Source organism: Stenotrophomonas rhizophila (assembly GCF_000661955.1).
In the GTDB taxonomy this organism is placed as follows: Bacteria; Pseudomonadota; Gammaproteobacteria; order Xanthomonadales; family Xanthomonadaceae; genus Stenotrophomonas; species Stenotrophomonas rhizophila.
In genome coordinates this window covers 2,812,128-2,836,065 of record NZ_CP007597.1, presented here as the reverse complement: position 1 = coordinate 2,836,065, position 23,938 = coordinate 2,812,128, and the positions used below count along the sequence as shown (strand labels likewise).

The 23,938-nt window shown below is 67.8% G+C and carries 24 protein-coding genes and 1 tRNA gene; 13 read left to right on the top strand and 12 right to left on the bottom strand.

Annotation, left to right across the window (positions count from 1 at the left end; all coding sequences use genetic code 11):
- Positions 1–31: 31 nt before the first annotated feature.
- Positions 32–511, bottom strand: a complete 480-nt coding sequence (locus DX03_RS12175) for a peroxiredoxin (RefSeq protein WP_038689098.1) — start codon at positions 509–511, stop codon at positions 32–34.
- 78 nt (positions 512–589) lie between these two features.
- Positions 590–1,150 carry a glycine cleavage system transcriptional repressor gene (locus DX03_RS12170; protein ID WP_038689096.1) on the bottom strand — a complete coding sequence of 187 codons (561 nt, stop codon included), beginning with the start codon at positions 1,148–1,150 and terminating at the stop codon, positions 590–592.
- 163 nt (positions 1,151–1,313) lie between these two features.
- Here DX03_RS12170 and dapA point away from each other — a divergent pair, with 163 nt between their 5' ends.
- Entirely contained in the window at positions 1,314–2,207 is an 894-nt protein-coding gene (gene dapA, locus DX03_RS12165; protein WP_038689094.1) for a 4-hydroxy-tetrahydrodipicolinate synthase, read from the top strand.
- A 27-nt stretch (positions 2,208–2,234) separates the two neighbouring features.
- A complete protein-coding gene (locus DX03_RS12160) occupies positions 2,235–2,756 on the top strand; it encodes a hypothetical protein (protein ID WP_038689092.1) in 522 nt (173 codons plus the stop codon).
- Positions 2,757–3,041: 285 nt separating this feature from the next.
- Here DX03_RS12160 and fdxA read toward each other — a convergent pair whose 3' ends face one another.
- A complete protein-coding gene (gene fdxA, locus DX03_RS12155) occupies positions 3,042–3,365 on the bottom strand; it encodes a ferredoxin FdxA (RefSeq protein ID WP_038689090.1) in 324 nt (107 codons plus the stop codon).
- A gap of 253 nt (positions 3,366–3,618) precedes the next feature.
- Entirely contained in the window at positions 3,619–4,527 is a 909-nt protein-coding gene (locus tag DX03_RS12150) for an SMP-30/gluconolactonase/LRE family protein (protein ID WP_038689088.1), read from the bottom strand.
- 326 nt (positions 4,528–4,853) lie between these two features.
- On the opposite strand from DX03_RS12150, the gene DX03_RS12145 reads away from it, so the two are divergent.
- Entirely contained in the window at positions 4,854–6,284 is a 1,431-nt protein-coding gene (locus DX03_RS12145; protein WP_038689086.1) for a sugar porter family MFS transporter, read from the top strand.
- Positions 6,285–6,436: 152 nt separating this feature from the next.
- Here the strand turns inward: DX03_RS12145 and DX03_RS12140 are convergent.
- Positions 6,437–6,511 (bottom strand) — tRNA-Glu (locus DX03_RS12140).
- A 50-nt stretch (positions 6,512–6,561) separates the two neighbouring features.
- Here DX03_RS12140 and pcnB point away from each other — a divergent pair.
- The 6 genes from pcnB (at position 6,562) to pgi (ending at position 12,211) form a co-directional block, all read left to right on the top strand.
- On the top strand, positions 6,562–7,935 hold the full coding sequence (pcnB, locus tag DX03_RS12135) for a polynucleotide adenylyltransferase PcnB (protein ID WP_038689084.1): 1,374 nt from the start codon (positions 6,562–6,564) through the stop codon (positions 7,933–7,935).
- Positions 7,936–7,938: 3 nt separating this feature from the next.
- Positions 7,939–8,427, top strand: coding sequence for a 2-amino-4-hydroxy-6-hydroxymethyldihydropteridine diphosphokinase (gene folK / locus DX03_RS12130; protein ID WP_038689082.1), 489 nt, complete (start codon positions 7,939–7,941; stop codon positions 8,425–8,427).
- A 31-nt stretch (positions 8,428–8,458) separates the two neighbouring features.
- On the top strand, positions 8,459–9,274 hold the full coding sequence (gene panB / locus DX03_RS12125) for a 3-methyl-2-oxobutanoate hydroxymethyltransferase (RefSeq protein WP_038689080.1): 816 nt from the start codon (positions 8,459–8,461) through the stop codon (positions 9,272–9,274).
- Positions 9,271–10,113 carry a pantoate--beta-alanine ligase gene (panC, locus tag DX03_RS12120; RefSeq protein ID WP_038689077.1) on the top strand — a complete coding sequence of 281 codons (843 nt, stop codon included), beginning with the start codon at positions 9,271–9,273 and terminating at the stop codon, positions 10,111–10,113. The genes panB and panC overlap by 4 nt, the downstream gene beginning before the upstream one ends.
- 206 nt (positions 10,114–10,319) lie before the next feature.
- On the top strand, positions 10,320–10,700 hold the full coding sequence (gene panD / locus DX03_RS12115) for an aspartate 1-decarboxylase (protein ID WP_038689075.1): 381 nt from the start codon (positions 10,320–10,322) through the stop codon (positions 10,698–10,700).
- On the top strand, positions 10,697–12,211 hold the full coding sequence (gene pgi / locus DX03_RS12110) for a glucose-6-phosphate isomerase (protein WP_038689073.1): 1,515 nt from the start codon (positions 10,697–10,699) through the stop codon (positions 12,209–12,211). Before panD ends, pgi begins: the two co-directional genes overlap by 4 nt.
- A gap of 170 nt (positions 12,212–12,381) precedes the next feature.
- Here the strand turns inward: pgi and DX03_RS12105 are convergent, their stop codons facing one another.
- The gene (locus DX03_RS12105; RefSeq protein ID WP_038689071.1) at positions 12,382–12,960 is read right to left on the bottom strand and encodes a response regulator transcription factor; all 579 of its coding nucleotides are present in this window, start codon (positions 12,958–12,960) and stop codon (positions 12,382–12,384) included.
- Positions 12,957–14,183, bottom strand: coding sequence for an ATP-binding protein (locus DX03_RS12100; RefSeq protein ID WP_038689069.1), 1,227 nt, complete (start codon positions 14,181–14,183; stop codon positions 12,957–12,959). The genes DX03_RS12105 and DX03_RS12100 overlap by 4 nt, the downstream gene beginning before the upstream one ends.
- Before the next feature lie 128 nt (positions 14,184–14,311).
- On the opposite strand from DX03_RS12100, the gene ispG reads away from it, so the two are divergent.
- The 4 genes from ispG (at position 14,312) to DX03_RS12080 (ending at position 17,501) form a co-directional block, all read left to right on the top strand.
- Positions 14,312–15,577: a flavodoxin-dependent (E)-4-hydroxy-3-methylbut-2-enyl-diphosphate synthase gene (ispG, locus tag DX03_RS12095; RefSeq protein WP_038689067.1), complete on the top strand. Its 1,266-nt coding sequence runs from the start codon at positions 14,312–14,314 to the stop codon at positions 15,575–15,577.
- Positions 15,558–16,307 (top strand): phosphatase PAP2 family protein, encoded by a 750-nt coding sequence (locus DX03_RS12090; RefSeq protein ID WP_038689065.1) that lies wholly within the window; start codon positions 15,558–15,560, stop codon positions 16,305–16,307. Before ispG ends, DX03_RS12090 begins: the two co-directional genes overlap by 20 nt.
- A 181-nt stretch (positions 16,308–16,488) precedes the next feature.
- Positions 16,489–17,136 carry a response regulator gene (locus DX03_RS12085; RefSeq protein WP_038689063.1) on the top strand — a complete coding sequence of 216 codons (648 nt, stop codon included), beginning with the start codon at positions 16,489–16,491 and terminating at the stop codon, positions 17,134–17,136.
- A gap of 74 nt (positions 17,137–17,210) precedes the next feature.
- Positions 17,211–17,501 (top strand): hypothetical protein, encoded by a 291-nt coding sequence (locus DX03_RS12080; protein ID WP_185753343.1) that lies wholly within the window; start codon positions 17,211–17,213, stop codon positions 17,499–17,501.
- A 225-nt stretch (positions 17,502–17,726) separates the two neighbouring features.
- Here the strand turns inward: DX03_RS12080 and DX03_RS12075 are convergent, their stop codons facing one another.
- The 5 genes from DX03_RS12075 to zwf all read right to left on the bottom strand — a co-directional run bounded on the left by DX03_RS12075 (position 17,727) and on the right by zwf (position 23,709).
- Positions 17,727–18,386 carry a bifunctional 4-hydroxy-2-oxoglutarate aldolase/2-dehydro-3-deoxy-phosphogluconate aldolase gene (locus DX03_RS12075; RefSeq protein WP_038689059.1) on the bottom strand — a complete coding sequence of 220 codons (660 nt, stop codon included), beginning with the start codon at positions 18,384–18,386 and terminating at the stop codon, positions 17,727–17,729.
- 195 nt (positions 18,387–18,581) lie between these two features.
- The gene (edd, locus tag DX03_RS12070) at positions 18,582–20,498 is read right to left on the bottom strand and encodes a phosphogluconate dehydratase (RefSeq protein WP_038689057.1); all 1,917 of its coding nucleotides are present in this window, start codon (positions 20,496–20,498) and stop codon (positions 18,582–18,584) included.
- Between the two features lie 45 nt (positions 20,499–20,543).
- Positions 20,544–21,266, bottom strand: a complete 723-nt coding sequence (pgl, locus tag DX03_RS12065) for a 6-phosphogluconolactonase (protein ID WP_038689056.1) — start codon at positions 21,264–21,266, stop codon at positions 20,544–20,546.
- Entirely contained in the window at positions 21,263–22,270 is a 1,008-nt protein-coding gene (gene glk, locus DX03_RS12060; RefSeq protein WP_038689054.1) for a glucokinase, read from the bottom strand. The genes pgl and glk overlap by 4 nt, the downstream gene beginning before the upstream one ends.
- Complete coding sequence (gene zwf, locus DX03_RS12055; protein WP_038689052.1) at positions 22,267–23,709, bottom strand: glucose-6-phosphate dehydrogenase; 1,443 nt, start codon at positions 23,707–23,709, stop codon at positions 22,267–22,269. The genes glk and zwf overlap by 4 nt, the downstream gene beginning before the upstream one ends.
- Positions 23,710–23,938 lie beyond the last annotated feature (229 nt).

Genomic DNA, 23,938 nt, shown 5'->3' with positions numbered 1-23,938 from the left:
AGGGTGATGGCCATTGGGGGGTGCAGGTTGGTCACTGGGTTTTCGCGGCCTTCAGGGCTTCAAGGACGGTGTCTGCGTGGCCGGCCACCTTGACCTTGCGCCACGCCTGCACGATACGACTGTCGGGCGAAATCAGGAAGGTGCTGCGCTCGATGCCGCGCACCTGCTTGCCGTACATGTTCTTGAGCTTGATCACGTCGAAGGCGGTGCACAGCGCTTCGTCGCCATCGCTGATCAGCGGGAAGGCGAAGCCCTGCTTGGCGCAGAAGTTGTCGTGGGATTTGACCGAATCGCGGGAGACGCCGAACACGCGCGCATCGAGGCGGGTGAATTCGGGCAGCAGGGCGTTGAAGTCGATGCCTTCGGTGGTGCAGCCCGGGGTGCTGTCCTTCGGGTAGAAGTACAGCACCAGCCACTGGCCGGCGAGTGCGCCGAGAGAGGTGTGCTCGCCGCCGGACAACGCCAGCGGCAGTGCGAGGGTGGTGCTGTCCAGGGTGTCGCCGTCGTTCATGGGTTCCTTTCCGGATCCTGGGGTCGTGCCATTACAACTGCATGAAACGCTGCGCGCCCGTGACGAACGCGCGAACGATCAGAACTTCATCGGATCCATGATGGCATCCAGGTTCAGGTGGTCGCAGAACTCGAGGAAATCGTCGCGCAGCGCGGCGATGTGCATGTTGGCCGGCACCCCGATGGTGACCTGTGCCGAGAACATCTCCGCCCCGGTCTGCATCGCCCGGTAGCGGGTGCTCTGCAGATTCTCGATGGTGATGCCCTGGCGGTCGAAGAAATCGGCCAGCTGGAACAGGATGCCCGGCTTGTCGGCGGCGATCACTTCCACGATGTACGGCAGCAGGTTGGACTGCGCCTGCTTGGCACCGGTGCGGTACCACACCAGCTTCAGGCCCTCTTCGCGCTCGAGCCGGGTCAGCATGGCTTCCAGCTTGGCCACCGCGTCCCACGAGCCGGTGGCCAGCGCGGTCACCGAGACGTCGCGGCCCACCGTGGCCAGGCGTGCATCGACCAGGTTGCAACCGCTGTCGGAGATACGCCGGGTGACGGGCAGCAGGGGGGACTCCGGATGCGTCGTGTAGGCGTTGATCAGGAGATGGTTTTCGGTCGGCGCAGGCCGCGGCGTGGTGTCGGTCAAGAGGGTTCCGGGTGATGCAAGGTGAGTCTGAACGGCCGGCGACGGCACGTTCGCCGGAGTCCAGCATACTTGCCCGTGCTTTCGACCCGCAAGTAACATGCAACGTACATCCGGCCGGCGTTTAGGCCCGCCGGGTTCCCCCTTTCTTCCGAGCAACGTTTCCTTGTCCCTTTCCGGTCTCATCACCGCGCTGGCCACGCCTTTCAAGGCCAATGGCGCATTGGATCCCGACGGTTGGCAGCGCCTGCTGCATCTGCAACTGGAGGGTGGCGTTCACGGGGTGGTGGTTGCCGGTTCGACCGGCGAGGCCGCTACCCTGTCCGACGACGAGTACGACCAGCTGCTGCGCAGCGCGGTCAAAACCGTGGCCGGGCGCATCCCGGTGCTGGCCGGGACGGGCCTGTCGGGCACGGCGAAAACCATCGAACAGACCCGCCGGGCGGCCGCCAGCGGCGCCACCCATGCGCTGGTGGTGACCCCGCCCTACGTGCGCCCCACCCAGGAAGGGCTCATCGCCCATTACCGCGCCGTCGCCGACCAGGGCGGGCTGCCGGTGATCCTGTACAACGTGCCCGGCCGGACCGGCTGCGACATGCTGCCCGAGACCGTGGCCGTGCTGGCTGCCCACCCGAACATCGTGGGCATCAAGGAAGCGGTGGGCGATGTGGGCCGCGTGCAGGCCCTGCTGGCGCTGCGTTCGGCCGATTTTGCCGTTCTCAGTGGCGATGACGGCACCGCGGCGCGCTCGATCCTGTCCGGCGTGGATGGCTTGATCTCGGTGGGCTCCAATGCCTTGCCGGGCGCATACCGACGCATGTGCGACCTGGCTGCGGCCGGCGAGCGCGAGGCAACCGAGGCGTGGGATGCCCGCCTGGAGCCGTTCCATGAATTCTGCGGCGTGGAGTCCAATCCGATCCCGGTGAAGGACCTGCTGCGCCGGATCGGCATCGGCCACGGGCTTCGCCTGCCGCTGCTGTCCCTGTCTGCGGCGCACCATGCCGCTGCCGAACACCTGGCCACCGATATCGGTGCGCTGGAAGCACTATCCAACCACTGACCACCCGTGGTCACCCAGGAGATTCCCATGCGTCAATCCGTTTCCGCCATCCGCGTGTTGTCCTTCGCGATCCTGGCTACCGCCACCCTCGTGGGTACCACCGGTTGCTTCAAGCGCGGGGCCAAGGGCGACTACGCGCTGGCGCCGGAAATGCGCCCGCTGGAAGTGCCGCCGGACCTGAACGCCCCGGGCGGCAGCCCGGCCGCCCAGGTGCCGGTGCTGGCCTCGCAGGCGGCCAAGCCCGCGCCGGCGGCAGCGTCCACCCAGGCTCCGACCAACGCCGCAGGCTTCACCGTGCCGGGCAGCAAGGACGAGGTGTTCGGCAAGGTCGGCACCGCGCTGGAATCGGTGGCCGGCGTGAAGGTCGCCAGCAAGGCACAGCTGCTGGGCTCCTATGACGTGGCCTATGAAGGCAGCGACTTCCTGGTCCGCGTGGTCGGTGTTGAAGCCGGCGCCTACGTGTCGGCTGTGGACCCGCGCGGCCTGCCGGCCACCGGCGCCGCCCCGACCAAGCTGCTGGGCGAGCTGAAGGCGAAGCTGGCTCCGTAAGGAAACCTGCGGTAGGTCCGGTTGCTGGCCGGGCAGGGATGCATTGCGTGCCTGCCCGGGTCTGACGCTGATGGCGTTGGGGCGAAGGGCAGCCGGCCAGCGGCCGGCACTACCGGGGATCCGGTTGGGGAAACGAAAAGGGCGCCCTGGGCGCCCTTTTTCGTCCGGGGATCCGGTTGGGGAAACAAAAAGGGCGCCTTGGGCGCCCTTTTTCGTTCGGGGATCCGGTTGGAGAAACGAAAAGGGCGCCCTCGGCGCCCTTTTTCGTTTGCGGCTGGCCGCGGCTCAGCGTTCCAGCAGCGGCAGCTTGTCCGGCTTGCCGTCCCATTCGCCGGCGTCGGCGGGCGGGTCCTTGCGCACGGTCAGCACCGGCCAGGATTTGGCCAGCTCGGCGTTCAGGGCGACGAACGCTTCCTGCCCGGCGGGCACGTCGTCTTCAGGGAAAATCGCGTTGACCGGGCATTCCGGTTCGCACAGGGTGCAGTCGATGCACTCGTCCGGGTCGATCACCAGGAAGTTCGGGCCTTCATGGAAGCAATCCACGGGGCACACTTCCACGCAATCGGTGTGTTTGCACTTGATGCAGTTTTCGGTGACAACGAAAGGCATGGGGAAATCCGGCGTTAAGCCGCGTAATTCTAGAACAGGTTGTGGCTGAATGCTGGCGTGGCGTGCTCAGTCGGCCCGCCGGCTGTCCGGGTAAGTGTGGGTAGCCCTTGTGCTGCAACGCGTTGCGGGGTCTGCATGGCGATCGGGCCGGGCGGTTGCGGGGTCTGCGCACCCGCGCGCTGGGCGCGGGGATTCCCTGTGCACGTGCGTCGCCGCTGCCTAAGCGCCCGGTGCATGCCCGACCCGCAGCGGGTCAGGCCACGTGGACCCGGCTCTCCGGCAGGCCAGGCTGGTCCTGGCGCGCGCTGAACAGGCTGCCCGCATGCGGGCTTGCGGCCAGGGCTTCGGGCGTGTGGTCCAGCTGCGAACTGATCACGTACAAGGTGCGCAGGTCGGCGCCGCCGAAGGCAACGCAGGTGGGGTTCTTCACCGGCACCGGCTGCACCTGCAGCAGTGCGCCGTCGGCGCCATAGCAGCTCACCTGGCTGGCGCGCCATTGTGCGTTCCAGACCCGCCCGCCGGCATCCACCGCCGACCCGTCGGGCTCGGCGGCGCGGTTGGCCAGCGTGGTGAACACGCGCACGTTGGCGGTGCTGGCGCGCTCGGGGTCGTAATCGCAGGCCATGATCCGTGGCGTCACCGAATCGCACCAGTACAGCGTGCGTCCGTCCAGGCTGAAGCTGATCGCGTTGGGAATCACGATGCCCGGCAGCGGCAGTGTGCGCAGGCCGTGGCGGCTGGAGTACTGATAGAAGCGGCCGTCGGCGGCGCGCGCCGGGTGTTCGTTCATGGTGCCGAACACGAAGTTGCCGTGGCGGTCGGCGCGACCATCGTTGCTACGCGTGTACGCGTTGTGTGGGTCCACGTCGGCCAGCCACTGCAGCGGCAGCGCCTCGTCGGTGGCTGCGGCCAGGTCGGCGCGGTGCAGCGAACTGACCAATGCCACCAGCAGCGTGCCGTCGTCGAACAGTCCGATGCAGCCGGGCCGGTCCGGCAACACCCAGTGGCGCGTGCTGCCGCTGGCCGGCGTGTGCTGCCACAACTGGCGTTCGGCGATGTCGATCCAGAGCAGGCTCTGCCGCCGGTCGCACCAGAGCACGCCCTCGCCGTGGGTGCAGCGGCTGTCCACCGCCAGCGTGGCCGGCGCGCGTTCGAGGCTCATCGCGACGCACCGGCGGGCATCCGCACCATCGGCGTGGCGCCACAGCGGGATAGGGCAATCAGGCGAACGTACATGGGCATGGGCAGGCGCTCCTCCACAATGCCGCCCCACGCCCGGGAGTGGGCAGGGCGGCCAGGCGGGCATGGTCGCAGTGGAGGGCGTCGGTGATCAACCGGTGGGCGAGCGCGGCGATGCCCGCACCGCCGCGGGCCGCCGCCAGGTCCGGGCCCACCCGCCGCCGCCCAGCCGGCGGGAAAGGTATGAGAACCTGCGCCATCCGTCCCTGCTGCGGTCGTGCGCAGCGTCCCTTCAACCCAGGGTTTCCCATGACCAGTGCTTCGCTCAGCAGTACACGTGCCGGCAGCGGCGAGAACACCGGCTTCATCATCCTGATCAGCTGCGTGGCCACCATCGGTGGCTTCCTGTTCGGGTTCGACAGCGGCGTCATCAACGGCACCGTCGATGGCCTCAAGGACACCTTCCAGTCCAGCTCGGCCGGGATCGGCTTCGAAGTGGCCTCGATGCTGCTCGGCTGCGCGATCGGTGCGTTCTTCGCCGGCCGCCTGGGCGACCGGCTCGGGCGCCGCGGCGTGCTGATCATCGCGGCGGCGATGTTCCTGTTCTCGGCCCTGGGGGCCGGCGCGGCGCACAGCTCCACGGTGTTCATCATCGCCCGGGTGATCGGCGGGTTTGCGGTCGGCGCGGCCAGCGTGATGTCGCCGGCCTACATCGCCGAGGTGGCCTCGGCCCGGTACCGCGGGCGGCTGGCCACGGTGCAGCAGATCGCGATCATCAGCGGGTTGTTCTGCGCCTTCCTGAGCAACTACCTGCTGGCCAAGGCGGCCGGCGCCTCCACCGAGTCCCTGTGGCTGGGCCAGGCGGCATGGCGCTGGATGTTCTGGATGCAGGCCATTCCCTCGCTGCTGTTCCTGTGCCTGTTGCTGCTGATCCCCGAAAGCCCGCGCTTCCTGGTGGTCAAAGGGCGCCGTGACCAGGCCCTGGCGGTACTGACCCGTCTGTACGGGCCGGCCGAGGCCCAGGCCAAGATCACCGAGATCGAAGGCTCGCTGTCCCAGGACCAGCACCGCCCGACCTTCTCGGACCTGATCAGCAAGGCCACCGGCACGCTGCGCCCGATTGTCTGGATCGGCATCGGTCTGGCGGTGTTCCAGCAGCTGGTGGGCATCAACGTCGTCTTCTACTACGGCGCGGTGCTGTGGCAGGCGGTGGGCTTTTCGGAGAACGACGCGCTGCTGATCAACGTGCTGTCCGGTGCGCTCAGCATCGGTGCCTGCCTGGTCACCGTGGTGCTGATCGACCGTATCGGCCGCAAGCCGCTGCTGTGGATCGGCTCGGTGGGCATGGCGATCTCGCTGGCGCTGGTCACCATCGCCTTCGCCAGCGGGTCGCTGGATGCCGGCGGCAAGCTGCAGTTGTCCGACAGCATGGGCGTGCTGGCGCTGGTGGCGGCGAATGTCTACGTGATCTTCTTCAACATGTCCTGGGGCCCGGTGATGTGGGTGATGCTGGGCGAGATGTTCCCCAACCAGATCCGCGGCTCGGGGCTGGCGGTGGCTGGTGCGGCGCAGTGGACGGCCAACTTCGCCATCACCGTGTCCTTCCCGGTCCTGCTGGGCAGCATCGGCCTGGCCGGGGCGTACGGCATCTATACGGTGGCCGCGGTGCTGTCGGTGTTTTTCGTGCTGCGCTTCGTCAACGAGACCAAGGGCAAGGAGCTGGAGCAGATGGAGGGCTGAGCGCGCGCCCGACCGGGGCGACCCGGTCGGGCGATGCAGCGGGTGGCACGTGCTCCCCGTTGCGCGCCTGGCAGGGCAGGGGCTGGCGGCCCCGGGCCTGGAACGCAAAAAACCCCGCCGTGGCGGGGTTTTTGGCTTCCGTGCAGTGCGACTGGTGCTCCCTAGGGGACTCGAACCCCTGTTTTAGCCTTGAGAGGGCCACGTCCTAACCATTAGACGAAGGGAGCAGGCTTTGTCGCGAACTGCGCAGCGCGCTAGTATATGGACCTAGATGCCATTGGGCAATCCCGAAAACTCAACCGGAAGCGCCAACATCAATTCTTCTGCTACATCACCGTTCAGCCTGCGCGTGATTCCGCGCGACCAGCACACCATCTCCCGCAAGGACATCAGCCCCAACGCGTTGCGCGTGTTGTACCGGCTGCGTGATTCCGGGTTCGCTGGCTACCTTGTCGGGGGCGCCGTGCGCGACCTGCTGGTCGGAGGCAACCCCAAGGACTTCGACGTGGCCACCGATGCCACCCCGGAACAGGTCAAGGCGCTGTTCCGCAACTGCCGCCTGATTGGCCGCCGCTTCCGGCTGGCCCATGTGGTGTTCGGTCGCGAAATCATCGAAGTGGCCACCTTCCGCGCCAACATCGACGATGGCAGCGGCGACCGCGAGATGGAAAACGGCATGCTGGTCCGCGACAACGTCTACGGCAGCATCGAAGACGACGCGATCCGCCGTGACTTCACCTGCAACGCCCTGTACTACGCCATCGAGGACTTCTCGGTGCGCGACTACACCGGCGGCTTCGAAGACGTCCAGGCGCGCCTGATGAAACTCATCGGCGACCCGGAAAAGCGCTACCAGGAAGACCCGGTGCGGATGCTGCGCGCGGTGCGCCTGGCGGCCAAGCTCGGCTTCCAGATCGACGACGCCAGCGCCGAGCCGCTGCCGCGGCTTGCCGGCCTGCTGGCCGAAGCCGCGCCGGCGCGCCTGTTCGAGGAAGTGCTCAAGCTGTTCCTGTCCGGGCACGGCGTGGCCAGCTTCGAAGGCCTGGAACGTTATGGCCTGCTGGACGTGATGTTCCCGGAAAGTGCGGCCGCGCTACGCAGCAACCGCAGTGGCGCGCTGCGCCGGATGGTCATCGAAGGCCTGCACAACACCGACCTGCGCGTGGCCAACGATGAGCCGGTGTCGCCGTCGTTCCTGTTCGCGCTGCTGCTGTGGCCGGCGTTCTGCCGCGCCCTGGCCAGCCTGCAGAAGCAGGGCGTGGCGCTGGAAGAGGCGCAGCGCCGCGCCGCCGACCGCGTCACCCTGCACCAGCTGACCACCATCGCGCTGCCGCGCCGCTTCTCGCTGCCGATGCAGGAGATCTGGCTGCTGCAGGGGCGTTTCAGCTCGCGCCAGCGCAAGCGCGTGATCCGCACCCTGACCCATCCGCGCTTCCGCGCCGCCTACGACTTCCTGGTGTTGCGCCAGGTGGCCTCCAGCGAGCACAGCGCCGACGTCGAGTTCTGGCGCGAAGCCCAGCTGCAGTCCGGCCCGGAGCTGGATTCGGCGCTGGATGCGGCGCATGTCGAGGGTGAGGTCGACGAAGACGGTGCACCGCGCAAGCGTCGGCGCCGGCGTCGTCGTCCGGGCGGGGCCGCCACGGGCGAGTAAGACGTGACCGCTGCCTGCATTGGATTGGGCGCCAACCTGGGCGACGCCGCGCAGACCCTGCGCGACGCGTTCGAGGCCCTGGCGGGGCTCCCGCGCACCACGCTGCGCGCGTGCTCCCGGTTGTACAGCACGCCGGCCTGGGGCAATGAAGACCAGCCGGCGTTCGTCAACGCCGCGGCGCTGCTCGACACCGCGCTGAGCGGCCCGGAGCTGCTGGACGCGCTGCTGGGCATCGAGCGCGACTTCGGCCGGGTTCGCCAGCCGGGCGTGCACTGGGGGCCGCGCACGCTGGACCTGGACCTGCTGCTGTTCGGCGAGGACGTCATCGACCTGCCGCAGCTGAAGGTCCCGCATCCCTACCTGCACGAGCGTGCGTTCGCGCTGCTGCCGCTGGCCGATATCGCCGCCGACGCGGTGATTCCCGGCCACGGCCGTGTGCGGGATGCTGTGATGCGGGTCGAGGCCTGCGGGATCGCGCCAATAGGGGGATAATGCGGGGCTTATCGCCACCGGTTATCAGCTCATGAGTACCCACGCAGACAGCAAGCCCTGGACCGTTCCCGCCCTGGCCGAGGCCAAGCGCAACGGCCAGAAGCTGGTGATGTTGACCGCCTATGACGCCGGGTTTGCGCGTGCGTTCGACGCCAATGGCGTGGACCTGATCCTGATCGGCGACTCGCTGGGCATGGTGGTGCAGGGGCATGATTCGACCCTGCCGGTGACCACCGATGACATGGTCTATCACACCCGCGCTGTGGCCCGTGTGCTGCAGCGTGCGTTGCTGGTGGCCGACCTGCCGTTCGGCGCCGACGCCACCCCCGAACGCGCGCTGGATGCCTCGCTGCGTCTGCTTCAGGCGGGCGCGGAGATGGTCAAGATCGAAGGCGCCGGGTTCAAGCTGGACATCATCCGCTACCTGGTCGAGCGCGAGATCCCGGTCTGCTCGCACCTGGGCCTGACCCCGCAGTCGGTGCTGCGCCTGGGCGGTTACCGCGTGCAGGGCCGGGGCGATGCCGCCCAGCAGCTGCGCGACGACGCCAAGGCGGCGGTCGCCGCCGGTGCCACCCTGATCGTGCTGGAGTGCGTGCCTACCCCGGTCGCCACCCAGGTCACCGCCGACGTGTCCGTGCCCACCATCGGTATCGGCGCCGGCCCCGGCTGCGACGGCCAGGTGCTGGTGCTGCATGATTTCCTCGGCCTGGACAGCGGCCATCGCCGACCCAAGTTCGTCAAGGATTTCCTTGCCGACGGCGGTTCGGTCGCCGGTGCTGTCCGTGCCTACGCCGACGCCGTGCGCGACGGCTCCTTCCCCGACGCAGAACACGCCTACGCCTCATGATCGAAACCGTCACCGAACTGTCCCGCCTGCGCGCCGTCGTCAACGGCTGGAAGCGTGAGGGCCTGCGCGTCGCGCTGGTCCCCACCATGGGCAACCTGCATGCGGGCCACTACTCGCTGGTCACGCTGGCCCGGCAGTACGCCGACCGCGTGGTCTCCAGTGTCTTCGTCAATCCGACCCAGTTCGGCCCCAACGAAGACTTCACCCGCTACCCGCGCACCCCGGAAGCCGACACCTCCGGGTTGGAGCAGGCCGGCTGCGACGTGTTGTGGCTGCCGACCGTCGAATCGATGTACCCGTTCGGCATCGAACTGGCCGCCAGCGTCAACGTGCCGGGCATCAGTGGCCTGCTGGAAGGCGCCCACCGCCCGGGCCATTTCGATGGCGTGTGCACGGTGGTCTCGCGCCTGTTCAACCAGGTGCAGCCGGACGTGGCCGCCTTCGGCAAAAAGGACTACCAGCAGCTGGCGGTGATCCGCCAGATGGTGGAAGACCTGGCCTTCCCGATCCAGGTGGTGGGCGGGGACATCGTGCGTGAAACCGACGGCCTGGCGATGAGCTCGCGCAACCAGTACCTCAACGCCGAGCAGCGCCCGGTCTCGACCACCATCCACCAGGTGCTGCTGGGCATGCGCGAAGGCTTCATCGCCGGCAAGACCCGCAGCCTGATCGAAGCCGAGGCCACCGCCGCCCTGCAGGCCGCCGGGTTCCAGGTGGACTATGCGGTGGTGCGCAAGCCGGACCTGTCCGAGCCGGCCGACGCCAATGACGGCACCCGCGTGGCCCTGATCGCCGCGCGCATCGGCAACACCCGGTTGATCGACAACCTGGAGTTCTGAGGGTGTAGCCCCCGGGGCGCCCGCCGTCCTGCGGATGTGACCCGAGATGACCGCGCAGCCACCCATGGGGTGGCTCTACCGCGGGGCGGGTGGGTCGTGACGATGCTGAACCGCTGGCAGCCCCCGGCACGGGCGGGCGCGGCTTGCCCTGCCGGTTGTCTGGCGGGTGCTAGAATTTCCCTTTCCTTTACCGTTGTCCCGTTGCCATGCATCTGTCCCTGCTCAAGACCAAGATCCACCGCGCCACCGTCACCCACTCCGAGCTGAACTACGAAGGTTCCATCGCCATCGATGACAACCTGCTGCAGGCCACCGGCATCCGTGAGTTCGAACAGGTGCACATCTGGGACGTCACCAACGGTGCGCGTTTCTCCACCTATGCCATCCGTGCCGAAGCCGGCAGTGGCGTGGTGTCGCTCAACGGCGGCGCGGCGCGCCACGTGCAGGTCGGCGACATCATCATCATCGCGGCGTTCGCCAGCATGAGCGAAGAAGAAGCTGACAGCTTCAAGCCGAAGTTGGTATATGTGGACGGCAAGAACCAGATCTCCCACACCAACGACAGCATCCCGACCCAGGCCGCATGACACAGCACAACGGATTCGACCCGCTCCACTCCCATGCCCAGCGCCTGCGTGGCGCAAGCATCCCTTCGTTGATCGCCGCCGAACCGGGCCGCGCACAATCGCTGGGGCTGCGGGTCGGTCCGTTGTACGTCAATTTCGCGCGGCAGAAGTACGACCGCGCGGCCTTGGACGCACTGCTGCAGCTGGCCGCCGAGCGCGATGTCGCCGGCGGCTTCCAGCGCCTGTTCCGCGGTGAAACGGTTAACCTGACCGAAGGCCGCGCAGCGCTGCATACCGCATTGCGGGGCGACCTCAGCGGCGCACCGGTGGCCGGCGAAGCCTTCGCCACTGCCGCCCAGGTCCGCGCGCAGATGGGCGACCTGATCGCCGCGCTGGAAAAGACCAACGTCACCGACATCGTCAGTGTCGGCATCGGTGGCTCGGACCTCGGCCCGCGCCTGGTTGCCGATGCGTTGCGCCCGGTCAGTGGCGCGCGCTTCCGCGTGCATTTCGTTTCCAACGTGGACGGCGCCGCCATGCAGCGCACGCTGGCCACGCTGGACCCGGCCACCACCGCCGGCGTCCTGATTTCCAAGACCTTCGGTACCCAGGAAACCCTGCTCAACGGGCAGATCCTGCATGACTGGCTGGGCGGCAGCGAGCGCCTGTACGCGGTCAGCGCCAACCCGGAGCGGGCGGCCAAGGCCTTCTCGATCGCCGCCGGCCGCGTGCTGCCGATGTGGGATTGGGTGGGCGGGCGCTACTCGCTGTGGTCGGCGGTCGGGTTCCCGATCGCGCTGGCGATCGGTTTCGAGCGCTTCGAACAGCTGCTGGCCGGTGCCGCGCAGATGGACGAACACGCGCTCACCGCGCCGCTCGAACAGAACCTGCCGGTCCTGCATGCCCTGACCGATATCTGGAACCGCAACCTGCTCGGCCATGCCACGCATGCGGTGATGACCTACGACCAGCGCCTGGCGCTGTTGCCGGCCTACCTGCAGCAGCTGGTGATGGAAAGCCTGGGCAAGCGCGTGCAGCTCGATGGCAGCCCGGTTGCCAGCGACACCGTGCCGGTGTGGTGGGGCGGGGCAGGCACCGATGTGCAGCACAGCTTCTTCCAGGCACTGCACCAGGGCACCAGCGTGATTCCGGCCGATTTCATCGGCTGCGTGCGCAACGATGACCCGTACGTGGTCAACCACCAGGCGCTGATGGCCAACCTGCTGGCACAGACCGAAGCGCTGGCCAACGGCCAGGGCAGCGACGACCCGCACCGTGCGTATCCCGGTGGCCGCCCGAGCACGCTGATCCTGCTCGACGCGCTCACCCCGCAGTCGCTTGGCGCGCTGATCGCCATGTACGAACACGCTGTGTACGTGCAGTCGATCATCTGGAACATCAACGCCTTCGACCAGTTCGGCGTGGAGCTGGGCAAGCAGCTGGCCAGCCAGTTGCTGCCGGCGTTGCAGGGTGAAGCGCATGCGATCACCGACCCGGTGACGCTGGAGCTGCTGGGCCGCCTGACGGCCTGACCACCGCGTAGAGCCGACCGTTGGCCGGCTAAAAGGGCAGGTAGAGCCGACCGTTGGTCGGCTATCGCGCGCAGCGCGCGGTGTTGATCGTTGTGGTGAAGAGCAGCCGACCAACGGTCGGCTCTACCGGTTGTTGCGCCCGCGTTTGCGCGGCCAACCCGCGCCCGGCCTTACCGGCTCGGGTCGCGTTCCGGACTCGGCCGCTTGGCCAGCTTGCGCTGCAGCGAGCGGCGGTGCATGCCGAGCAGGCGCGCGGCGGCCGATACGTTGCCGCCGGTTTCGTGCATGGCCTGCTGGATGTGTTCCCACTGCAGCCGGCTGATCGGGGTCATCGCGTCTGGCGGCTCCAGGTCGCCATCGTCGGCCGGGCCATCGTCTTCTTCGCCCAGTGCACGCAGGATCATCGGCACCGTGGCCGGTTTGGGCAGGTAGTCGTCGGCCCCCAGCTTGATCGCCTCCACCGCGGTGGCGATGCTGGCGTAGCCGGTGACCAGCAGGATCCGCATGTCTTCGCGCAGGGCGCGCAGCGGCTGGATCAGCGACAGGCCGGATTCGGAGCCCAGCTTCAGGTCGATCAGCGCATACGCCGGCGGGTTCTGCCGGGCCAGCAACAGCGCCGAGGCAATGTCGCTGGCGGTCACCGTTTCCAGGCCTTTGCGGCCCAGGCTGCGCTGCAGGGTGCGCAGGTACAGCTCGTCGTCGTCGACCAGCAGGCCATGGCTGGCAGCGGGCAGGGTGGGAATGTTCATGCGGAAGTCTCCGAAGACGTCAAAGGCAGGCGGAAGCCGACGCGGGTGCCGGCGCCGTTGGCCGGGCGCATCCACAGTTCGCCGTCCAGGCGTTCAATGGTGGCGTGCGACAGCGCCAGGCCCACGCCCATGCCCTGCGCCTTGCCGCTGTTGAACAGGGTGCCGGGCAGAACCGCCTGGCGGGCATCGAAGCCGTGGCCGTAGTCGCGCACTTCGCCGATCAGGGTGTCCCCTTCAATCCGCAACGTCAGGTCCACCTGCGGGCGCTCGGCCTTCTCGCCGGCGTCGGCGGCGTTGTTGAGCAGCACCATCAGCAGGTGGCCAATGCCCGGGTCCAGCGGCAGTTTCAGCGGTGCGTCGTCGTTGCGCTTGAGGGTGATGGTCGGGCGCACCAGCCGCCACTGTTCCAGCACCTGCGGCAGGGTCACCGTGTCGCGCCCGGGCGCATCGCCGGCGGCCGGCCGGGCCAGCGCCAGCACCCGCTCGCGGCACTGCACCAGCAGCTCGCGCAGCGTATCCACGTCATCGCGCACTTCGCTGCTGTTGGTCTGGTCGGCGATGTCGTCGGCCAGCAGGGTCATGGTCGCCAGCGGCGTGTTGAGTTCATGGGCCACCGACGCGGCATGGGTGGCCAGGGCCACGATGCCTTCGTTGCGCACGAAGCGCTCGCGCAGCAGGGCCAGCTCATGCTCGCGGTGGCGCAGGGCGATCGCCAGGCGGGTGGCGAACACCAGCACCACCGTGGCCGACAACAGGAAGTTGCAGACCACGCCCCACTGGTGCATCTGCATGGCGGTGAAGTAGCCGGCCGGCAAAGGCAGCCCGAAGATGCCGCTGACCGCATAGCCGATCAGGCAGGTGGCGGCCACCGCCAGGGTCCAGCGCAGGGGCAGGGCGAGCGCGGCCAGGGCGATCAGGATCAGGAACAGCGAGCCGAACGGATTGCCGATGCCACCGCTCCAGCCCACCATCCAGGTGAGCACGCTGACGTCCACCAGGATGTGGCCGAACGCGGTCACCGGCGCGGTGTCGGCGTCGTTCACGCGCAGCTGCGCGTACAGGTTGAACAGGGTCAGCGCGGCCACCCCCGCCCACAGCGGCAGCTGCGGCAGTTCCAGCCCCAGCACCGAGGTGGCCACCAGGATCGTGGCGGCCTGGCCGGCCACGGCCAGCCAGCGCAGGCTGCACAGGGTTCGGAGGAAGGGGGCGTCGGTGCCGGTCATTGCGCACATCCTATGCGCTCGGGGGCTGGCCTGCCTGCGACAATCGGCCGCATCGGTTGAATGAGTACCGACCAACGGTCGGTAGCCACGCCGCGCGCGTGAACACCCTTGGCGCGCTAAAATGGGGAATGCATGACGCCGTGACCCAACCGACCCAACCGTCCGACACCACCGTGTGGGCCCGCCGCCAGACCCAGGCCGTCCGCATCGGCGGCGTGGTCGTGGGCGGGGGCAGCCCCGTGGTGGTGCAGTCGATGACCAACACCGACACCGCCGACATCGCCGCCAGCGTCAAGCAGGTGGCCGAACTGTGGCGGGCCGGGTCGGAGATGGTGCGGCTGACGGTCAACAACCCCGAGTCGGCCGCGGCCATCCCGCGGATCGTGGAAAAGCTGCAGATGATGGGCATCGACGTGCCCCTGATCGGCGACTTCCACTACAACGGCCACCAGCTGCTGACCCAGGAGCCGGCCTGCGCCGAAGCCCTGGCCAAGTACCGGATCAATCCGGGCAACGTCGGGTTCGGCAAGAAGAAAGACACCCAGTTCGCGCAGCTGATCGAGTTTGCGATCCGCTACGGCAAGCCGGTCCGCATCGGCGCCAACTGGGGCTCGCTGGACCAGTCGCTGGCCGCGCGCCTGATGGACGAGAACAGCCAGCGCGCCACCCCGTGGGATGCCGGCCGGGTGCTGCGCGAGGCGCTGATCCGTTCGGCGCTGGATTCGGCGCATACCGCGGTCGAACTGGGCCTGCCGCGCGATCGCATCGTGCTGTCGGCCAAGGTCAGCGGCGTGCAGGAACTGATCGCGGTCTACCGTGACCTGGCGCAGCGCTCGGATTTCGCGTTGCACCTGGGCCTCACCGAAGCCGGCATCGGCAGCAAGGGCATCGTGGCCTCCTCGGCGGCGCTGGCCGTGCTGCTGCAGGAAGGCATCGGCGACACCATCCGCATTTCGCTCACCCCCGAGCCGGGCCAGTCGCGCACCGCCGAGGTGATCGTGGCCCAGGAACTGCTGCAGACCACCGGCCAACGCGCCTTCACCCCGCTGGTCACCGCCTGCCCGGGCTGCGGCCGCACCACCTCCGAGTTCTTCCAGGAGCTGGCCAAGGTGGTGCAGAACCACGTGCGCGAGAAGATGCCGGTCTGGAAAATCAGCCACCCGGGTGCGGAGAACATGACCCTGGCGGTGATGGGCTGCATCGTCAACGGGCCGGGCGAGTCGCGCCATGCCAACATCGGCATTTCGCTGCCGGGTACCGGTGAAACCCCGGCCGCGCCGGTGTTCGTCGATGGCGAGAAGGCCGTGACCCTGCGTGGCGACCACATCGCCCAGGATTTCGTGGCGCTGATCGACGATTACGTTGAGCGAAAGTATGTCCGCAGCGTCGGATAAGCCCGACGTAATGGCCGGCCAGGAGCCGGTCGCGGGGTTCCGCCATTGGATGGCGCACAACGCGTGGCGGTTCGTCCTGCTGTTCGCCGGCGTGTTGCTGCCGCTGGCCGGCTTCGTCGCACTGGCCGACGAGGTGCACGAATTTGAATCGTTCCACTTCGATGCGCCGCTGCTGTGGAAGATGCACGGCCTGCATTCGCCGGGGCTGGATCAGTTCTTCACGCTGCTCTCCAAGCTGGGCTACGAGTGGTTCCTGATCCCGGCCGATGTGCTCATCGTGGTGGCGCTGCTGTGGCGCAAGCGCTGGCGCGAGGCCAGTTTCGTGGCCATCAGCTTCGTGGGCTCGGCCTTGTTGAACCTGGGCAGCAAGCAGTTCTTCCAGCGCGACCGGCCCAGCCTGTGGGAATCGATCGCCCCGGAAAGCACGTTCAGCTTTCCCAGCGGGCACGCGATGGGCTCGATGACCCTGGCGGTCACGGTGGCCCTGCTGGCCTGGAACACCCGCTGGCGCTGGCCGGTGCTGGTGCTGGCACCCGGGTTCAGCGTGCTGGTCAGCGTGTCCCGGGTGTATCTGGGGGTCCACTATCCGTCGGACATCCTGGCCGGTTGGTGTGCCGCCCTGGTTTGGGTGGTAGGGTGCTTCCTGGTCATGTTCAGGCGCCGGCATCCCTGGCGCCACCGACCGCTCGCCGGGTCCTCGGCCGCAAAGGCCGATCGCGACGGGGTATAGGCGTAGAGTAATAGGCGTAGTAAACCGATATGGCCTGGGGTGAAAGGCTAAGGGGTAGGGGTAATCCAGCTTGGTTGTGATGCGGGCACCAGAACGCGCCGACGGGAAGGTTTCTTCCTTGTTATCGCATCATCCCGCCGCTAGGCTTGCCCCCGTTCGCAGCGTTTGAAGAGGTACGTGGATGACGATTCGAGTGTATCTGGTGGACGATCATGCGCTGGTGCGAACCGGCATGAAGATGATCCTGTCCAACGAGACCGATATCGAGGTAGTCGGTGAAGCGGACTCCGGCGAAGATGCGTTGCCTGACATCCGTCAGCTGCGACCGGACGTGGTGCTGTGCGACCTGCACCTGCCGGGCGTCAGTGGTATGGAAGTCACCGAACGGGTGGTGCGTGGCGACCACGGCACCCGCGTGGTGATTGTCTCGGTGCTCGAAGACGGTCCGATGCCCAAGCGCCTGCTCGAAGCCGGTGCCTCCGGCTATATCGGCAAGGGCTGCGATGCACAGGAACTGCTGCGTGCCGTGCGCGACGCCGCGCTGGGCCGGCGTTACCTGGGCAGCAGCATCGCGCAGAACCTGGCGCTGTCCAACGTCGAAGGCACCCAGTCGCCGTTCGACGCCCTGTCCCCGCGCGAACTGGAAGTGGCCTTGCTGCTCACCCAGGGCCTGCGCCAGGAAGACATCGCCAAGCGCTTGAGCCTGAGTGCCAAAACCGTCAACACGCACAAGGCGCGCCTGTTCGAGAAAATGGGCATCCACGACAACATCGCGCTGGCCCGCATGGCCAGCCAGTACGGTCTGGTGGATCCGGCACGGCCGATGTAACGCGTTGTCGGTGAGATTTGTACCAGGAACAAGGCTGGTACGGTCACGGAGAACTTATACTTGGGGGTGACGCCGTGAGAATTTGGCAGGCGGTCGTCAGTGATTCTGGTAGCAGGTCTCTCAATGTCGCGCATTTCGGTGCCGACACATCGGGTGGCGCGGGTATCGTGAACCTCGATGCAGATTTTCACACGAGGATTCTTCGGATCGAAGAAGAGTCGGTCGGCTATTTTCTTCACAGGTTCGGTATGGATATGTCGCACCTGGCTGACACGTGGCATCAATCATTGGAAGAGGCGATGGAGCAGGCCGAAGAAGAGTTCGGCGTTCCGCCAGCAGCGTGGTCGCTGCTGATTGAGGGATGACCAGTTCCGTCGGAGCTATGGATCTTCATTCACGAAGATCGCTCCGAAGTGACTCGGGGCCCACTCGTCAGGACTTCTGCTGTTTGACCTTCATGGGCCCCGCGCGCCAGACGTAAAGGTGGTCCCCGTTTTTGCAAAAAAAAGCCCGGGCAAGCCGGGCCTTTTTCGGTGCGCCATCCTACCGGTAGAGCCACGCCATGCGTGGCGGGCTCCGCCGACAGTGCCTCAGTGCGCGCGAACCCGCGCCACGATCTTCGCCGCCTGCGCCGCGCTGTCGCGCACCTTGTCCCACTGCCCGTGCTCGATCCAGCTGCCCGGCACCATCCACGAGCCGCCGATGCAGACCACGTTCTTCTGCTCCAGGTACTCGGCCGCGGTGTCCTCGGTGATGCCACCGGTCGGGCACAGCTTCAGGTCCGGAATCGGCCCGGCCAGGCCCTTGATCATCGCCAGCCCACCCACCGCCGAAGCCGGGAACAGCTTGCACACCCGGAAGCCCCGCGCATACAGCGCCAGCATCTCGGTCGGCGACGCCGCACCCGGCACCACCGGCAGTGCCGCCTGCGCCAACGCATCGGCCATGTGCGCCGGCGTACCCGGCGTCACCAGGAAATCCGCGCCCGCATCGATCGACTGCTGCATCTGCGCCACGGTCAGCACCGTACCGGCACCCACCACCACATCGGGCAGCTCACGCTTCAGCATCGCCAGCGCTTCCATCGCCACCGGCGTACGCAGGGTCAACTCGATCGCCGGCAACCCACCTTCCAGCAACGCCGCACTGACCGCACGGGCCTGGTCGAGCGTATGCACGGTCACCACCGGCAGAATGCCGGCTGCCTGCAGCAGCTCGGCTGCGCGCTTCTGATGTTGCTCGATGCTCATGTGTTTTCTCTCTTTCTCAATGACGGCAGCGCAATTGACGCGCCGGATGGTGTCCGAGGGCAGCGGATCGCCCTGGCCGGGACCGTTGAGCGGCATGGATGCCGCTCACGAGCCCCCATGGATGGGTTCACGGCGTGTCCCGGCCAGGGCGATCCGCTGCCCTGGCCCGTAGCGTCGCCGCCGCGCTTTTGCGCCTCAGGCGTCCTTGGCCTCATGCGGCGCTTCCGCCGCCGCCGCATCACGCCCCAGGTCGTACTCGGCGTCGTAATTCCAGATATCGCCGTCGGCCGTTGCCGGCCCGCACGAAATCGAAATCGCGCCCTGGTCGGCCGGACCGACCACGCGCCGGTTCAGCGCGAACAGATTGCGCCCCATGTCGTGCGCCGCCGGTGCCGTGTTCGGTGCCGGCGCGCGCGCCGCGAACTCCGCCGCGTCCACCAGCAACTCCAGCGTCCCCGCCTCGCCATCCAGACGGATCATGTCGCCCTCGCGCACCCGTGCCAGCGGCCCGCCGCGCGACGCTTCCGGCGTCATGTGGATCGCCGCCGGGAACTTGCCCGACGCGCCCGACAGACGACCATCGGTCACCAGCGCCACACGCCGCCCCTGGTTCTGCAGCAGCCCCAGCAACGGCGCCAGCGAATGCAGCTCCGGCATCCCGTTCGCGCGCGGCCCCTGGAAACGCACCACCGCCACGAAATCGTGCGGCAGCACACCGGCGGCATGCAGCTTGTTCAACACCTGCGGCGCATCCACCACCACCGCCGGCGCCTCGATCGTACGGAACTGCGGCTTCACCGCCGACAGCTTGATCAACGAACGCCCCAGATTGCCGCGCAGCAGCCGCAGCCCACCCTGGGCCTCGAACGGATCGGCCACACCGCGCACCACGTCCGCATCCGCGCTCTCGCGCAGCCCGTCGACGTACGCCAGCGTGCCATCACGCAGCGCCGGCTCCTGCCCGTACTGCGGCATCCCGCCTTCGGCCACCGTCTGCAGGTCGGCATGCATCAGCCCGGCTTCCATCAGCTCGCGGAACACGAACGCCGTACCGCCGGCGGCCGCGAAGCGGTTCACGTCGGCCTCACCGTTCGGATACACCCGCGCCAGCAGCGGAATCAGCTGCGACAGCTCGTCCATGTCGTCCCAGGTCAGCACGATACCGGCCGCCCGTGCCACCGCGATCCAGTGGATGGTGTGGTTGGTCGAGCCGCCCGTGGCCATCAACGTCACCACCGCATTGACGATCGCACGCTCGTCGATAAGCCGGCCGAGCGGACGGAAATCGTCCCCCAGCGCGCAGATCTCCAGCGCACGCTCGCCGGCGCGGCGCGTCAATGCATCGCGCAGCGGCGTATCGGGATTGACGAACGACGCGCCCGGCAGCTGCACGCCCATCGCTTCCAGCAACGTCTGGTTGGAGTTGGCGGTGCCGTAGAACGTGCAGGTGCCTGCACCGTGGTACGACGCCGCTTCGGCTTCCAGCAGTTCCTCGCGGCTGGCCAGCCCGGCGGCATAGCGCTCGCGCACTTCGGCCTTCTGCTTGTTCGGAATGCCCGGCGTCATCGGACCGGCCGGCAGGAAGATCGCCGGCAGGTGGCCGAACGCCAGCGCGCCGATCAACAGGCCCGGCACGATCTTGTCGCACACCCCGAGGTACACGGTGGCGTCGAACATGTCGTGGCTGAGGCCGATCGCCGTGGACTGCGCGATCACATCGCGCGAGAACAGCGACAGCTCCATGCCGCCACGGCCCTGGGTGACGCCGTCGCACATCGCCGGCACGCCGCCGGCCACCTGCGCGGTGGCGCCCATGTCGCGCGCAACGGCGCGCAGGATCTCCGGATACGACTCGAACGGCTGGTGCGCCGACAGCATGTCGTTGTAGGCGGTGATGATGCCCAGGTTCGGGGTGACACCGCCGCGCAGGCGCGACTTGTCGGTCGGCCCGCACGCGGCGAACCCGTGGGCGAGGTTGCCGCAGCTCAGGCGCGAACGGAACGGCCCATCGCGCAGCGAGGCATCGATCCCGGCCAGGTAGGCCGCGCGCGAGGCGACGCTGCGCTGGACGATGCGCTGGGTGATGGCATGGAGTTGGGGATGCAGGCTCATTGGCTACCGGCTATGAGAGGGCGGACGAACAACACCGGGGACAGGTCAGTCACACCAGTGGACGCGCAGTTTCGCGCCGTCGAGGTCGATCGCGTTGAGGATGGGATACAGCTGCGGGTTGTTGCTTTCCAGCGCCTGTTTGAGCACTTCCAGCTTCTGCTTGCCACGCAGCAGCAGCAGGCGCTGGCCGCTGTGCCTGAGCCCGTGCGGGGTCAGCGTGATGCGCAGCGGCCACTGGTTCGCGCCCGGGCAACCGGTGGCGTCCAGGGCGGCGTAGGGCAGGGTGCTTTCCAGCGCCCGGGCCAGGTCCTTGGAACCGGGGAACAGCGACGCGGTGTGGCCGTCGTTGCCCATGCCGAGCACGCTCAGGCACGGCGCCTGGCTGTGCTGGGCCTGCAGGTTGGCGGTATACACGCACTCCGGCAGCGGCTTGCCGACCCGCACCAGCGGGTCGAAATGCGCGCCATCGGCGCGACCGAGGAAACTCTCGCGCACCAGCCAGGCGTTGCTGTCACGGTCCTGCGGCGACAGCCAGCGCTCATCGACCAGGCTGACTTCCACCCGGTCCCAGTGCACGTCCAGTTCGGCCAGCGCCTGGTACACCGGTGCCGGCGTGGTGCCGCCGGACAGCAGCATGCGCGCGCGCCCGAAGGTGGCGATATCGTTGTTCAGCGCCTGCGCCATTTCGGCGGCGATGGCTTCGATCCAGGCATCGGCGTCGCCGTGGCGGATCAGGGTGAAGCGATCGGATGCATCCAGGCTGTTCATGCGTTGGTTCCTTGCAGGTCGCGTTCAACATCGGCGGCATAGGCAGCCGAGCCCAGCAGGCCGGCATGCGGGTGCATCACCGCCAGCGACGGCACGCGCGCCATGATCGAAGAGAAGCGCCCCTTGTGCTCGAAGCGCTGGCGGAAACCGGAGTGCTGCAGCGAATCGAGCATCTTCGGGGTCAGCCCGCCGGTCAGGAACACGCCATCCCAGGCGCCCTGCATCAGCACCAGGTCGCCGGCGATGGCGCCGAACACCGCGCAGAACACGTCCACCGCACGCATGGCCTGCGGGTCACCGTGCAGCGCACGGGCGGTCACGTCCACCGGCTGCAGCTGGCCCGGATCGATGTCGGCCATCTCGCACACGGCGCGATGGATGTTGACCAGGCCCGGGCCGCAGATCAGGCGCTCGTTGGAGACCCGGCCGAACTGCTCGGAGAGGATCTCCAGGATGCGGATTTCCTCCGGCGTGCCCGGCGGGAAGCTGACATGGCCGCCTTCGGTTTCCAGCGGATAGCAGCGGCCGTGGCGCAGGATCAGGCCACCGACACCCAGCCCGGTACCCGGGCCGATCACCGCATAGTTGCGCGGCTGGCCCGGCTTGCCCGGCACCCACGCCGCGCCGCCCACCTGGACCACGTCCTGCGGCTGCAGCAGCGAAATGGCCATCGCCTGGGCGGCGAAATCGTTGATCAGGTGCAGCTCGTCGAAGCCCAGCATGTGCGCGGTGCGGCTGCGCGAGATCACCCACGGGTGGTTGGTGATGCGCGCTTCATCGCCGTCCACGCGGCCCGCCACGGCGAACACGCCGCGCGTGGCCGAGGCGCCGACCTGTTCCAGGTAGTGCCGCGCCGCATCGCCGAGCGAGGGGAAATCGGCCACCGCGAATTCGCGGATGCTGTCCTGCTGCAGCGGAGCCTCAAGGCTGGTGTCGGCAAGCGCGAAGCGGGCGTTGGTGCCACCGATATCGGCAACCAGGACCGGTTGGTTCTGCAGCGTCATGCGTCGCCGTCCTTGCGGCCGGCGTCGGCATCCACTTCAGCCGGCAGGAAGCCGGCCGCTTCGGCCGGACCCCATTCGCCGGCCGGGTAGGGCTGCAGCGGCAGGCTGGCGGCCTTCCAGGCATCACTGACGCTGTCGATCCAGGCCCAGGCGGCACGTACTTCGTCGTCGCGCACGAACAGCGCGTGGTTGCCGTTGAACGCATCCAGGAACAGCCGTTCGTAGGCGATGCGGCGGTGCAGGCCGGTCGGCACGGACAGTTCCAGTTCCAACGGATGCAGTTCCAGCGCGCCCCATTCCGGGCCGGCCAGCGAACTCATCAGGCCCAGCTCGATGTTCTCCTGCGGCTGCAGCTGGAACACGATGCGGTTGGGCGTGGCATTGCGACGATGCGGCCGCTCGAACAGCCAGTGGGTGACCGGCTTGAGCGTGACCACCACGCGGGTGGTGCGCTCGGCCAGGCGCTTGCCGGTGACCAGGTGGAACGGCACGCCGGACCAGCGCCAGTTGTCGATATGCGCGGTGACCCCGGCGAAGGTTTCCACGTCGCTGCCTTCCGGCGGCTGGTAGGCCTGGGCCGGCTGACCGTTGATGGTGCCGGCGGTGTAGCGGCCGCGCACGCTGTCGCGGGCGGCGTGCTTGGCGTCCAGCGGGCGCAGGGCGCGCAGCACCTTGACCTTCTCGTCGCGGATGCGGTCGGCTTCCAGCGAGGCCGGCGGCTCCATCGCCACCAGGCACAACAGCTGCAGGATGTGGCTCTGGACCATGTCGCGCAGCGCGCCGGAGCGGGCGTAGTACGCGTCGCGGCCGTCCACGCCTTCGCTTTCGGCCACCAGGATGTGCACCGACTCGATGTAGTTGCGGTTCCACACGGCTTCCAGCAGCGTGTTGCCGAAGCGCAGCGCAATCAGGTTCTGTACCGCGGCCTTGCCCAGGTAGTGATCCAGGCGGAACACGCGGTCTTCGTCGATCCACTGGCCGATGGTGGAGATGATCTCCTCGGCGCTGGCGCTGTCGCTGCCGATCGGCTTTTCCAGCATCAGGCGGTGCGGTGCGGCCAGGGCGCCACCCTTGGCCAGGCCTTCGCAGGTGGAGATGTACAGGCCCGGCGGAATGGCCAGGTAGCTCACGCAGTGGCGGTTGACCAGGTCACTGACCGACTCGGCCACCGAGTCCGCGTTGCGCAGGTCCACCGAACGGTAGTCGATGCGCGACAGCAGCGACTGGATGTCGTCCTGGCTGGCCATCGGCATGGCCTGCTGCAGGCGCGGGCGCAGGATGTCGCGGAAACCCTCGGTGTCGTGCGGGCTCAAGGCCAGCGCACGGATCTTGAAATCCTCCGGCAGCAGGCCGTCGCCGAGCAGGCGCAGCAACGAAGGGAACAGGTAGCGCTGGGCAAGGTCGCCGGTCGCGCCGAACAGGAAGAGGGTGTCGTGCATCGCTCGAGTTTCAGATCCGGGTGACATCGTTGTCAATCGCTTCTCGTCTATGTTCTCGGGGGTCCAGCTGGGCATGGTGTCCAGTGCTGCGGGTGCAACATGAACAGGCACCGGGCCAGCGCATCATGGGGCATGCACGGGGCGAATCGGGAGACTGTGCGGCTCCCGATGCGTCGCGGTCATGACCGACCAACGGATACTGCCACGTGAAAACGTTTACATGGCAGAA